This is a genomic window from Streptomyces sp. CC208A, from assembly GCF_030010625.1.
Lineage (GTDB): Bacteria > Actinomycetota > Actinomycetes > Streptomycetales > Streptomycetaceae > Streptomyces.
On record NZ_JASCXN010000010.1, the window covers coordinates 185,813 to 198,078 of the forward strand.

The following is a 12,266-nucleotide window of genomic DNA, read 5'->3' on the forward strand; positions in this document are numbered from 1 at the left end:
TACGTGCGAATTGCTTGTGAATGTGAACGCTTTCACGAATCCCTCAACAAGTGAAGGGCCGACTGCCGGATGAACCGGTGTGGTCCTTGGTGTGAGGAGGGGTTCTGGCTCTCAGTGGAGGCCGGTCTTGCGGGCCGTCCCGATCGCCAAGAAGAGACTCGCAAACCTCGGCAGCGGATACAACCCCTTCCGGAAAGTTTTTTTTGATTCCTCGGTGTCGGCTAGGTCACAGCCGTACTTCTAAGGGGTGGATGCGCGCCTAAACGTTCGAGTGCAAGGACTTTGGGCCCTTCCGCTCACACAATCACACGCAGTGCACGGCGTACGCCTGTGAACGTCACGCTCGTACGCAGTCCGAGGTGGTCTCCGTCCATCTGGAGCGGGAGGGGAACCTTCGAATGCAAGGTGAAGTCGGTCAGGTCGTGCAGAGCCGTGGCGTGCTTGCCGCGGGGGCCCCGTTCGGGGCTGGAAGTGAGCAGCTGGGTGGCGTACCGGGCCACCGCCGGGGTGGAGAGCCGGCTCAGTCCGAGGACGTCGAGCGCGGTCTCGAAGGACGCCTCCGGGGACGCGTACACCGGGCGATTGCCCAGGTAGGTCCAGGGGGAGGTGTTGCAGATTATGGAGAGGACGAGATCCTGGACCGGCTCGGCGCCGGGCCGCTCCAGGGTGATCGTCCCGTGCCTCCGGTGCGGCTCCTCCAGGAACTGGCGCAGCACCTGGCGCAGATAGAGCGCATGGGTGGACCGCTTGCCGCGCTCGCGCTGCTGTTCGACCCGGCCGATCACGCTCGCGTCGAAGCCGAGCCCGGCGCAGAAGGTGAACCAGCGGGGCGGCACCTCCTCGTCCGGGGTGCCCGGCGTCCCCGAGGCGAGCCCGAGGCTCACCGTCCGGGCGCTCCGCTCGCGCAGCGCGTCAAGGAGGGCGCCGGTCGCCTCCACGGCGTCGTTCGGCAGCCCGAGCGCGCGGGCGAAGACATTGGTCGAACCGCCCGGCACGACCGCGAGCCCCGGCAGCCGGTCCGGATCGGGCCCGTCGTGCAGCAGCCCGTTCACGACCTCGTTCACGGTGCCGTCGCCGCCGAGGGCGACGACCAGATCGATCTCCCCGGACTCGGCGGCCCGCCGCCCGAGGTCCCGTGCGTGCCCCCGGTACTCGGTGCTGACGGCCTCCAGCTTCATCTCGCTCGCCAGCGCGTGGATCAGCACGTCACGGGTGCGGGCACTGGTGGTGGTGGCTGCCGGGTTGACCACGAGAAGTGCGCGCATGCCCGCCAGCGTACCTACCCGGCGGTACCGATCCCAGCCCGCCCGCCCCCACCGGCCCCTGGCCCGGTCCCCTGGTCCGGTCCCCTGACCCGGTCCCCTGACCCGGTCCCCTGACCCGGTCCCCTGGTCCGGTCCCCCGGCCCGGCCTCCGGTTCTGCGCCTCGGCCCCGTCGGTCCTGCGTCTCGCTTCCGTGCCCCGCCCCCCGTCGGCCCTGGCTCCCCGCCTCCCCGGGCGTCCCCGTTACGCTGCCCCTCATGAGCAGTACGGAGCAGACCCCCCGTCCCACCCGCCTGGCCGTCGCCGCGGGGGTGGCACTCGTCGAGGCCCTCGGGCTTCTCGTGGGTGGTGTCTACATGCTGGTGAGGGTGCTCACCGACGGGGGCGGGGACCTGACGGGCGGGGTGACCCTCGGGGTGACCGTGCTGGCGCTCGGACTGATCCCGCTCGCCGCCGCCCGCGGCCTGTGGCGGATGCGCTCCTGGAGCCGGGGCCCGGCCGTGATCACCCAGATCCTCGCCCTCCCGGTCGCCTGGCAGATGCTCCAGAGCGAGGGAGTGATCCCCTACGGCATCGCGCTCGCCGTGCTCGCCGTGACCGGGCTCGTCCTCCTGGTGAACCCGGCCACGACCGAGGCGCTCGGCATCCGGCGCCCGGGCCAGGAGAGCTGACCCCGGCACCCCGGCGATCCGGGCCCGCCTCACTCCTCCACGAGGAGCTTCTCCCGCAGCTGCGCCAGGGTCCTGGCGAGCAGCCGGGAGACGTGCATCTGCGAGATGCCGACCTCCTGCGCGATCTGTGACTGGGTCATGTTCCCGAAGAAGCGCAGCAGCAGGATCCGCTTCTCCCGCGGCGGCAGGTCCTCCAGGAGCGGCTTGAGCGACTCCCGGTACTCGACCCCCTCCAGGGCCTCGTCCTCCGCCCCCAGCGTGTCCGCGACCGCCGGCGACTCGTCGTCCGTGTCCGGCACGTCCAGGGAGAGCGTCGAGTAGGCGTTCGCCGACTCCAGCCCCTCCAGGACCTCCTCCTCCGAGATCCCGAGCCGCTCGGCCAGCTCGTGCACGGTCGGTGACCGTCCGTGCAGCTGCGACAGCTCCGCCGTCGCCGTGGTCAGCGACAGCCGCAGCTCCTGGAGCCGGCGCGGCACCCGGACCGCCCAGCCCTTGTCGCGGAAGTGCCGCTTGATCTCGCCGACCACCGTCGGCGTCGCGTACGTGGAGAACTCCACGCCCCGCTCCGGGTCGAACCGGTCGACCGACTTGATCAGGCCGATCGTCGCCACCTGCGTCAGGTCGTCCAGCGGCTCGCCGCGGTTGCGGAAGCGCCGCGCCAGGTGCTCCACCAGCGGCAGGTGCATCCGTACCAGCCGGTTGCGCAGCTCGGCCTTCTCCGGGGAACCCTCCGGCAGCGACCGCAGCTCCACGAAGAGCGCGCGGGCCCCGGTGCGGTCCTGCGGGTCGTGGCCGCGCGGGCCGGCACCGGCCGCGCCGTCCACCGTCCCGTTCGCCGCGGTCCCGTTCGCCGCGGTCCCGTCCGGGGCGTGGGTCGATGCCGGGGGAGCCTCGTCGTGCTGCTGCTCGTGCTCGCTCATCTGGTCCGCCTGCTGCTCCGTAGCGACCTCATGCGACCGTGCCTGCTGACCGGGGAGGCCGGCCGTCGCGTCCCCGCTCCTCACGCCGGTCCTGGTCCCGCGCCGCGCTGTTTGTACAGGCTGATCGAGACCGTGTTGTCGTCCGCGACCGAGGACTCCACCTTCCCGGCCAGTGCCGACAGCACCGTCCAGGCGAAGGTGTCCCGCTCGGGGGCCCGGCCGTCCGTGGTCGGCGCGGACACGGTCACGTCGAGGGAGTCGTCCACCAGCCGGAAGACGCAGCTCAGGACCGAGCCGGGCACCGCCTGCTGGAGCAGGATCGCGCACGCCTCGTCCACCGCGATCCGCAAGTCCTCGATCTCGTCGAGGGTGAAGTCCAAGCGCGCCGCGAGACCGGCCGTGGCCGTACGCAGCACGGACAGATAGGCACCCGCAGCGGGCAGCCGGACTTCCACGAAGTCCTGGGTCCCGGGCTCGCCTGCGATCTGGGACACCCTCACCTCCAAGGTGGCACAAGCTCATTCGGGGCCCGGGGAAGGCCCCCGGACCGGGCGGCTCACGCAGGGGCTGCGCGGTCCGCCGTGACGCTATCGCGATCCATCCTGCCGTGTCGCCGCAAGCCTCCGGGCCCCCGATCCCGGACCGTCACCCATGGTAGGCCCATGGGTGCGGAACGTGGCCAGGGGTGCGTGGAGGGCAAAAGCCGACCGGCGGAGGGGTGACGTACCCAACGGCCCGCCCGTCGAACCGCCCCGACCCCAGGAGACCGGTCCGGCCCGAGGAGACCGCCCCGGCCGGGACCACCGCCTGAGACCTCCGCCTCAGACCAGCACCTCGTCCACGAAACACCACCGCCAGGCCTCGCCCGGCTCGAAGGTCCGCATCACCGGGTGTCCGGTCGCGGCGAAGTGCCCGGTCGCGTGCCGCCCCCGCGAGGAGTCGCAGCAGCCCACGTGCCCGCAGGTCAGGCAGAGCCGCAGCTGCACCGGGTGGGTGCCGTCGGCCAGGCATTCGGGGCAGGTCTCGTGGAGCGGGGCCGGCTCGGGGTGCGGCGTTTCCGCTACGTGCGGGCACTCGATCATGATGGCCAGGGTACGGGGCGGACGGCCCGGACGGCCCGGCCCGGTCGTGGGCCGCGTACCGCGGCCACGAGACGGGACGGCGGAGGGACGGCATGGACGCACTGCGGCTGGTGGCACTGGTGGCGGCGAGCACGGCGGTGGCGGGCCTCGCCCGCCGCACCCCCGTACCGGCCCCGCTCCTCCTCGTCGCGGTCGGTCTGGCCGCCTCGTACGTCCCCGGCGTCCCCGACTACACCCTCGACCCGCACGTCGTGCTGCCGCTGATCCTGCCGCCGCTGCTCTACACGGCCGCCGTCGACTCCTCCTACCTGGACCTTCGGGCCAACGTCCGGCCCGTCGCGCTGCTCTCCGTCGGGTACGTCCTCTTCGCCACCGTCGCCGTCGGCTGGCTCACCCACCTCCTCGTCCCCGACCTGCCGCTCACCGCCGCCCTCGTCCTCGGCGCGGTGATCGCCCCGCCGGACGCGGTGGCCGCCACCGCCATCGCCCGCCGCCTCGGCCTGCCCCACCGGATCACCACGATCCTCCAGGGCGAGTCCCTGGTGAACGACGCCACCGCGATCACCGCCTACAAGGTCGCCCTGGCCGCCGCCGTCGGCGAGGGCATCGGCTGGGCCGGCGGCCTCGGCGAGTTCGCCCTCGCCGCGGTCGGCGGCGTCGGCGTCGGCCTGGTCCTCATGGTGCCCATCCACTGGCTGCGGACCCGGCTCACCGAGCCCCTGCTCCAGAACACCCTCTCCCTGCTCATCCCCTTCATCGCCTACGCGGCGGCCGAGGAGGTCCACGCCTCCGGCGTCCTCGCCGTCGTCGTGGTCGGCCTCTTCCTCGGGCACAGGGCGTGGAAGGTCGACTTCGCCACCCGCCTCCAGGAGGAGGCGGTGTGGAAGATGGTCGCCTTCGTCCTGGAGTCCGCCGTCTTCGCCCTCATCGGTCTCCAACTGCCCTACGTCGTCCGGGGGCTCGGCCAGTACGGCATCGGGGAGGCCCTCTGGTACGCCACCGGGGTCTTCGTCTTCGTCGTCGTGGTCCGTTTCGTCTGGGTCTTCCCCGCCACCTTCCTGCCCCGCCGGCTCTCCGCCGGCATCCGGGAGCGCGAGCCCGGCGTCGACTGGAAGGCGCCGGTGGTCGTCGGCTGGGCCGGGATGCGCGGAGTGGTCTCCCTCGCCATCGCCTTCTCGATCCCGGTCGTCACCGACGGCGTCGAGTTCCCCGCCCGCAACCTGGTCCTCTTCCTCACCTTCACCACCGTCATCGCCACCCTCGTCGTCCAGGGCCTCACCCTGCCCCCGCTCATCCGCGCCCTGAAGCTCCCCGGACGCGACCGCCACCAGGAGACCCTGGCCGAGGCGCAGGCCCAGAGCCAGGCGTCCCGGGCCGCCCAGGCCCGCCTCGACGCACTCCTCGCCGACGAGCGCAACACCCTCCCCGACCCCCTCGCCGACCGCCTCCGCGCGGTCCTGGAGCGCCGCCGCAACAGCGTCTGGGAACGGCTCGGCGCGGTCAACGAGCTCACAGGGGAGACCGCCGACGACACCTACCGCCGCCTCGCGCGCGAGATGATCGACGCCGAGCGCGAGGTCTTCGTCCGACTGCGCGACGAGCGCCGCATCGACGACGAGATGATGCGCACCCTCCTGCGCCGCCTGGACCTGGAGGAGGCCGCCGCCTACCGGGAGGAGACGGCGTAGCCCCCTCAGGGCGCCCCGGTGAGCACCTCAGGGCGCCCCGGTGATCACCGCGGCGATCCGGGTCCCCGGCGCGAAGGCGCCCTCCTCGGCGAGGGACACCAGTGCGAGGAGCATTTTGGCGACATACAGCCGCTCGATGGCGAGTCCATGCCGCGCCTCGAAGTCCTGTGCGAACGCGTCGAGTCCGGGGTTCGTCCGGCCGTAACCGCCGCAGTGGAAGCGCTCGTCCAGCCACCAGTCGCCGCGCGGGCCGCCGAAGGCGGCCTCCTGGAGGGCCCGGACCTCGCTGCCGAGGAACCCGCCTTTCAGGACCGGCACCCCCAGCGTCCGGCCGCCGAAACCGGCCGCCAGGCCCGCCAGGGTGCCGCCCGTGCCGCAGGCCACCGCGGCCACGTCCGCGCGCCCGGTCAGCTCCCTCCCCAGCGCCGCGCACCCCTCCACCGCGAGCGCGTTGCTGCCGCCCTCGGGGACCACGCAGGTGCCCTCCGGGGCCCGGCCGAGGAGCTCCGCGAGCACCGCTGGATCGTGCTTCGCCCGGTACGCGGCCCGGTCCACGAACTCCAGCCGCATCCCGTCCGCCGCGCACCGCGCAAGCGAGGGGTTCAGCGGCCGCCCGGCCAGCTCGTCGCCGCGTACGACCCCGATCGTGGGGAAGCCGAGCAGCCGGCCCGCGGCGGCGGTGGCCCGCAGGTGGTTGGAGTACGCCCCGCCGAAGGTCAGCACCGGACGCCCGCCCGCCGCCCGCAGGTTGAGCGCGAGCTTGCGCCACTTGTTGCCGGGCAGGTCGGGGTGGATGAGGTCGTCCCGCTTCAGCAGCAGCGTCAGCCCGTACCGGCCGAACCGTTCGTCCTCCACCGGCTCCAGGGGCGAGGGGATCCGGGGCCGCAGGGCGGAGAGGTCGTACGTGTCCACCCGGCCATTCTCGCGGGTGACGGGCGCGAGGGGCCGAGGGCCCCGCCACGCGCGCGTGCGGCGGAGCGGACCGGGGAGGCCGCCACGCGCGCGTGCACCGGCGCCGGCGCGGCAGAGGCGCCGGCGCGGCAGAGGCGTCAGCGCAGCAGGTCGGCGATCCGCTCGCGCATCGAGGCCATGGTGAAGCCGCGCGGGTCCACCTTCCCCGGCTGCCACTCCCGGTGCCCGATCACCGAGCGGTGGGTCCAGCCGTGCGCCCGGCAGATCGCCGCCGACGCCTTCGCGATCGCCTCCAGCTGGACCTTGGGCCAGGGGTCCTCGCCGTCGCCGAGGTTCTCGCACTCGAAGCCGTAGAAGTGCCGGTTGCCGTCGACGGTGGCCTCGTCGTCCGGCGGCAGGCCCCGCTCGGCGATCACGGCCCGCAGCACCTCGTCGTCGCCGAGCCCCGCGTGGTTGGCGCGCCCGTGGCCGACCAGGTGGACCGTGCCGTCCTTGGCGACGACGCCGTGGCAGAGCGGGCCCGGCAGCCCCTCGTAACCGTCGCGGCAGATGCGGACGGTGTGCGCGGTGCCCCGGGTGACGGTGTGATGGATCATCACGCCGTGCACAGGGCCCCAGGGGCCCTTGTGGTTCCTGTTGTGGGTGGACCAGTTGCCGACCTCGACGACCGACAGGCCCTCGCCGCGCAGGGCGCCGAGGATCCTGCTCGCGGACAGCGGAACCGCCATGGCGGGCTCCTTCCAGCGGAACGGACCGGGCTTCCGGAGTACCGGAGTCCGGCCCTCCGCCGCCATCCGTTCGGATCGTGTGCGAGTCGATCCGGACAAACCGGCCGGGTCGCGCGCTCCGCCGTTCGAGCGGAAATCGGATGGCATGCCCCGAAGATCACCGAACAGTCCCACCCGATTGTGTAATGGCGCGGACACAGTCCGTACTGAAAGGCTTCCCTCGCAAACCAGACGTACGAGAGGGAGTTCCATGTCCGTTGGTTCGGTTGGCGACGAGGTCCTCGCGGAGCGGCGGCCCCCGCAGCAGAGTCTCGGCACCGCCGCCGCGCGGAACCTCGCCTCGACCACCAAGTCGGCCCCGCAGATGCAGGAGATCACCTCCCGCTGGCTGCTGCGGACGCTGCCCTGGGTCGAGGTCAAGGGCGGTGCCTACCGGGTCAACCGGCGGCTCAGCCACACCGTCGGCGACGGCCGCGTCACCTTCGTCCAGACCGGCGAGCGGGTCGCCGTGATCCCCGCCGAGCTCGGCGAGCTGCCCGCCCTGCGCGGGTACGAGGACGAGGAGGTGCTCGGCGAGCTCGCGGCCCGCTGCACCCAGCGCTCCGTCGCCGCCGGCGAGGTCATCGCCGTCGCGGGCACCCCCGCCGACCGCGTCCACCTCCTCGCGCACGGCCGCGTCGAGCAGGTCGGCGAAGGCCCGTACGGCGACGAGGCCGTGCTCGGCGTCCTCGCCGACGGCTCCTACTTCGGCGAGGACGCCCTCCTCGCCGGGGACGCCACCTGGGAGTGGACCGCCCGCGCCGCCACCGCCTGCACGCTCCTGGAGCTCACCCGCGCCGACGTGACGGCCCTGGCCGCCCGCGCCGGCTCGCTCGCCTCCCACCTCGCCGGCGTCGCCGCCCGCCCGGAGCGGCCCGTCAACAGCTACGGCGAGGCCGCCATCGACCTCTCCGCCGGCCATGTCGGCGAGGCCGTCGTCCCGCACACCTTCGTGGACTACGAGGCCGCGCCGCGCGAGTACGAACTGAGCCTCGCCCAGACCGTGCTCAAGGTCCACACGCGCGTGGCGGACCTCTACAACCACCCGATGAACCAGACCGAGCACCAGCTGCGGCTCACGGTCGAGGCGCTGCGCGAGCGCCAGGAGCACGAGCTCGTCAACAACAAGGAGTTCGGCCTCCTCGCCAACTGCGACTACGGCCAGCGGATCCAGCCGCACGACGGCGTCCCCGGCCCCGACGACCTCGACGAGCTGCTCTCCCGCCGCCGCGGCTCCAAGCTCTTCCTCGCCCACCCGAAGACCATCGCCGCCATCGGCCGCGAGCTCAACCGCCGGGGCCTGGTCCCCGACACCGTCGACGTCGCCGGGACCCGGATCACGACCTGGCGCGGGGTCCCCATCTACCCCTGCGACAAGATCCCGGTGACCGCCGCCGGCACCAGCTCGATCATCTGCATGCGCACCGGCGAGTCCGACCAGGGCGTCGTCGGCCTGCACCAGACCGGCCTCCCCGACGAGGTGGAGCCCGGCCTCTCCGTCCGCTTCATGGGCATCGACGAGCAGGCGATCATCTCCTACCTCGTCACGACCTACTACTCCGCCGCCGTCCTCGTGCCCGACGCCCTCGGCGTCCTGGAGAACGTCGAGATCGGCCGCCGCCGCTGAACCCCGGCCGGGCCGGAACCCCACCCCCCGGCCCGGCCGGCCCCGACGACCCGGCCCCACCGACGGTCCGCCGACCCAGGAGGGCCGGGGCCGAACCCGCCCGCGCACCCCGCTGCGCGACCCAACGCGAAGAAGGACGACCAAGACCGTGACGCTCACGAGCGCGGACCCCGTCACCGAGGGGCCGGGCGCCGTGGCGCTCCTCGACCGGACGAGGACCGCCGTCGACCCCCAGATCCGCTCCACCGTCGAGACCCTGCCCGGCCCGATACGCCGGGTGGCCATGTACCACTTCGGCTGGGAGGAGGCCGACGGCACCCCCGCCGCCGCCCAGGCCGGCAAGGCGATCCGGCCGGCCCTGGTGCTCGCCGCCGCCCGCGCGCTGGGCGCCCCGGAGGGCAGGGCGGTGAAGGCGGCCGCCGCCGTCGAGCTGGCTCACAACTTCACCCTCCTCCACGACGACATCGTCGACGAGGACCCGACCCGACGGCACCGGCCCACCGCCTGGACCGTCTTCGGCGTCCCCGACGCCCTCATGGTCGGCGACGCCATGAACGCCCTCGCGCTCCGGCTGCTCGCCGAGGACCCGCACCCCGCCTCCGCCGCGGCCACCGCGCGCCTCGCCGCCTGCGTCATCGAGCTCTGCGCCGGCCAGCAGACGGACTGCGCCTTCGAGAGACGCGGCCCCCGCGAGGTCTCCCTCGACGAGTGCCTGGCCATGGCCACCGCCAAGACCGGTGCTCTGCTGGGCTGTTCCTGCGCCCTCGGCGCGCTCTACGCGGGCGCGGGGGAGGAGGAGGTCGCGGCCCTCGATTCCTTCGGCCGCGAGGCCGGGCTCGCCTTCCAGCTGATCGACGACCTCATCGGCATCTGGGGCGACCCGGAGCGCACCGGCAAGCCGGCCGGCGCCGACCTCGTCGCCCGCAAGAAGTCGCTGCCCGTCGTTGCGGCGCTCACCTCCGGCACCCCCGCCGGTGACGAGCTGGCCGAGCTGTACTCCCGTACGACCCTGGACGAGCGGGCGGTGCGGGCCGCGGCCGACGCCGTGGAGCGGGCCGGCGGCCGGGACTGGGCGCAGGCCCAGGCCGCCGAGCGGATGGGCCGGGCCGTCGAGCACCTGGCCCGGGCGGTGCCGGACCTCTCGGCGGCCGGGGACCTGCTCGCGCTCGCGGAGTTCGTGACCCGCAGGAGCCGCTGAGAACCAGGAGCCGCCGAGAAGGAGGACGCTTTTCGGGGTTGCGCGACCACTACAGATGAAGCACTATATCTGTCGTGGTCGCGCTCGCGGCCGCGCCCCGAGAGAAACAGGACCCGGTTTGCGCAAGCTCACCTATACTTCGTCGCCTGCACGATCGACGGCTTCATCGGCGATCCCGAGGGCGACGCCGGCTCCACGTACTCCTATGTCATGGGCGAGTTCCTGGACTTCCTCAAGACCGAGTACCCCGAGACCATCGCCGCCCAGGGGTGGCCCCTGCTCGGCGTCGAACCAGGCACCCCGAACCGCCACTTCGACACCGTGATCCAGGGCCTCGGTTCGTACCGCATCGGCCTGGACGCCGGCGTCACCAGCCCGTACGCCCACCTCCGCGAGTACGTCGCCACCCGCTCGCTCACCGAGTCGCCCGACCCGAACGTCGAGCTGATCGCCGACGACCTCGTCGGCCGGATCCGCGCGCTCAAGGCCGAGGAGGGCGGGCTCGGCATCTGGCTCTGCGGCGGCTCCACCATCGCCGGTGAACTCATCGACGAGGTCGACGAACTGATCATCAAGACCTACCCGCAGGTGTACGGCTCCGGCATGCCCATGTTCGGCGCCGGCTTCGAGCCCCGGGACTTCACGCTGGGGGCCGTCCGCGCCTTCGACAACGGCGTGCTGGTCCGTACGTACACCAGGAAGCGGTAGCGGGCGCCCCGCCGCGGGGCGGCCTACCCTGGAGGCATGGGTGAAGAGACGCCCCGCACCGTGAGGGACCCGATGGCCGAGCCGCCCTGCCCGGCCTGCGGACGCCCCCGCGCCGTGACGGCCACCCGGCACAAGGTCCTCGGGGCCTGGGTGCCCGAGTGGGAGGTCCAGCCCTGCCGGAACCCGGACTGCCCGCTGTACGAGCAGCCGGTCACCGCGGCCGACCACGCGAGCACCGGTCGCGCGAGCACCGGGAGCGGCGGCCGCGAGGGGGAGGCGGCAGGCGGCACGGAAGCCACTACCACGCAGGTCACCGGCAAGAACGGTGAGAACGGGAGAAGTCCGGCCACTGGGTGACCGGCCGCGCGCCGGAGCCGGTCATACCGCTACAGTCCGCGCATGTCATCGGAGTCGACAGAAGTCTGGACCGGTTGGTACCGGGACCGCCGTGGTGCGGAAGCGATCGTCATCACGGCCGACGGCGGGCACGTCACCGTCCGCGTCAGGGGAATCGAGTACACGGGCGCGGGCTTCGCCGCGCTCACCGCCGGCGAGGGCCGGGAGCCCCTCACCGGCTGCGTCCTGGAGTGGGACCTGCCGCTCCCCGTCGTCACCGGCGGCACCACCCAACAGGCCACGCTCAGCTGCCTGCTCACCCTCGGCGAGCGGGCCGACCTCAGCCTGACCCTGCACTACGGCGGCACCGCCTTCGAAGCGGTCGTCGCCGGCGGTGATTTCGAGGAAGCGCTGACCCGGCTGCGCGGCCAGCTCCCCGAGGGCGCCGACTTCGGCCGACGGCTCCTGTCGGCCGCGTGACGACTCGGCCGGGTAACGACTCGGCCGCGTGGCGGCGGTGCCCCGGGGCGCCGCCGCCACGCACCGTTTCAGCCCTTGAAGGCGGAAGCGAGCCCGTAACGCCACAACTGGTCGACGCGGGCGCGCTCCTGGCTGTTCGGTACGGCGTTCTGGCAGGACGTACCGGGGCCGCCGCCCGACATCAACTCACTGCACGGACCGCTGTAGTGGTCCGGGAGGCCGAGCACGTGCCCCGTCTCGTGGGCCGTCACCCGGGTGGAGTTGTACAGCTGGTTCTGCCGGTAGTCCAGGAAGATGTAGCCGCGGCCGTGCCCGTCGGTGCTCGCGTACGAGCCCCGGGAGTCGTTCCCCTCGTAGTAGCGGAAGTCCGGGTTGCTGCCCTCGACGAGCCGCACGTTGACCACCGAGCTGTTCCATATCTGGGTGGAACGGGCGATCTGGGTCCGGAAACTGGGCGCGTTGGCCGCGCTGTAGACGACGGTGACGGCCGCGGCGGCGGTGGGGTCGGCGGCCCGCTTCTTCGCCACGGACCGCATCACGGCGTCGAAGAACGGGTCTGTCAATCGAACGGTGTAACCGGGGTGTTCGGGGTTACTGACGGGCTGCGGAGAGGC

At 72.9% G+C, this 12,266-nt stretch carries 14 protein-coding genes; 7 read left to right on the plus strand and 7 right to left on the minus strand.

From position 1 onward, the window contains the following. Positions 1 to 296 precede the first annotated feature (296 nt). Positions 297 to 1,265 carry a diacylglycerol kinase family protein gene (locus QK442_RS14130; protein ID WP_282694269.1) on the minus strand — a complete coding sequence of 323 codons (969 nt, stop codon included), beginning with the start codon at positions 1,263 to 1,265 and terminating at the stop codon, positions 297 to 299. A gap of 255 nt (positions 1,266 to 1,520) precedes the next feature. Between QK442_RS14130 and QK442_RS14135 the strand changes: the two genes are divergently transcribed. Further along, complete coding sequence (locus tag QK442_RS14135; RefSeq protein WP_282694270.1) at positions 1,521 to 1,934, plus strand: hypothetical protein; 414 nt, start codon at positions 1,521 to 1,523, stop codon at positions 1,932 to 1,934. 29 nt (positions 1,935 to 1,963) lie between these two features. On the opposite strand, the gene QK442_RS14140 is transcribed toward QK442_RS14135, so the two are convergent. The 3 genes from QK442_RS14140 to QK442_RS14150 form a co-directional block, all read right to left on the minus strand. Beyond that, positions 1,964 to 3,046, minus strand: coding sequence for an RNA polymerase sigma factor SigF (locus tag QK442_RS14140; protein ID WP_282694293.1), 1,083 nt, complete (start codon positions 3,044 to 3,046; stop codon positions 1,964 to 1,966). Next, positions 2,935 to 3,348 carry an anti-sigma regulatory factor gene (locus QK442_RS14145; protein ID WP_189946643.1) on the minus strand — a complete coding sequence of 138 codons (414 nt, stop codon included), beginning with the start codon at positions 3,346 to 3,348 and terminating at the stop codon, positions 2,935 to 2,937. The genes QK442_RS14140 and QK442_RS14145 overlap by 112 nt, the downstream gene beginning before the upstream one ends. Before the next feature lie 327 nt (positions 3,349 to 3,675). Next, the gene (locus QK442_RS14150) at positions 3,676 to 3,936 is read right to left on the minus strand and encodes a UBP-type zinc finger domain-containing protein (protein WP_282694271.1); all 261 of its coding nucleotides are present in this window, start codon (positions 3,934 to 3,936) and stop codon (positions 3,676 to 3,678) included. A 92-nt stretch (positions 3,937 to 4,028) separates the two neighbouring features. Here QK442_RS14150 and QK442_RS14155 point away from each other — a divergent pair, with 92 nt between their 5' ends. Then, a complete protein-coding gene (locus QK442_RS14155) occupies positions 4,029 to 5,624 on the plus strand; it encodes a Na+/H+ antiporter (RefSeq protein WP_282694272.1) in 1,596 nt (531 codons plus the stop codon). Positions 5,625 to 5,651: 27 nt separating this feature from the next. Here the strand turns inward: QK442_RS14155 and QK442_RS14160 are convergent, their stop codons facing one another. After that, the gene (locus QK442_RS14160) at positions 5,652 to 6,536 is read right to left on the minus strand and encodes a pyridoxal-phosphate dependent enzyme (RefSeq protein ID WP_282694273.1); all 885 of its coding nucleotides are present in this window, start codon (positions 6,534 to 6,536) and stop codon (positions 5,652 to 5,654) included. 137 nt (positions 6,537 to 6,673) lie between these two features. After that, the gene (locus QK442_RS14165; RefSeq protein WP_282694274.1) at positions 6,674 to 7,264 is read right to left on the minus strand and encodes a peptidoglycan recognition family protein; all 591 of its coding nucleotides are present in this window, start codon (positions 7,262 to 7,264) and stop codon (positions 6,674 to 6,676) included. A gap of 250 nt (positions 7,265 to 7,514) precedes the next feature. Between QK442_RS14165 and QK442_RS14170 the strand changes: the two genes are divergently transcribed. The 5 genes from QK442_RS14170 to QK442_RS14190 all read left to right on the plus strand — a co-directional run bounded on the left by QK442_RS14170 (position 7,515) and on the right by QK442_RS14190 (position 11,652). After that, positions 7,515 to 8,930: a family 2B encapsulin nanocompartment shell protein gene (locus QK442_RS14170; protein WP_282694275.1), complete on the plus strand. Its 1,416-nt coding sequence runs from the start codon at positions 7,515 to 7,517 to the stop codon at positions 8,928 to 8,930. A gap of 148 nt (positions 8,931 to 9,078) precedes the next feature. Next, the gene (locus QK442_RS14175) at positions 9,079 to 10,128 is read left to right on the plus strand and encodes a family 2 encapsulin nanocompartment cargo protein polyprenyl transferase (protein ID WP_282694276.1); all 1,050 of its coding nucleotides are present in this window, start codon (positions 9,079 to 9,081) and stop codon (positions 10,126 to 10,128) included. A gap of 210 nt (positions 10,129 to 10,338) precedes the next feature. Then, positions 10,339 to 10,836 carry a dihydrofolate reductase family protein gene (locus QK442_RS14180; RefSeq protein ID WP_282694277.1) on the plus strand — a complete coding sequence of 166 codons (498 nt, stop codon included), beginning with the start codon at positions 10,339 to 10,341 and terminating at the stop codon, positions 10,834 to 10,836. A 36-nt stretch (positions 10,837 to 10,872) separates the two neighbouring features. Then, positions 10,873 to 11,193, plus strand: a complete 321-nt coding sequence (locus tag QK442_RS14185) for a hypothetical protein (RefSeq protein WP_282694278.1) — start codon at positions 10,873 to 10,875, stop codon at positions 11,191 to 11,193. A gap of 42 nt (positions 11,194 to 11,235) precedes the next feature. Continuing rightward, positions 11,236 to 11,652, plus strand: a complete 417-nt coding sequence (locus QK442_RS14190; protein ID WP_282694279.1) for a DUF6304 family protein — start codon at positions 11,236 to 11,238, stop codon at positions 11,650 to 11,652. A gap of 68 nt (positions 11,653 to 11,720) precedes the next feature. Here the strand turns inward: QK442_RS14190 and snpA are convergent. Beyond that, the coding region (snpA, locus tag QK442_RS14195; RefSeq protein ID WP_282694280.1) for a snapalysin at positions 11,721 to 12,266 on the minus strand (546 nt) is incomplete at its 5' end.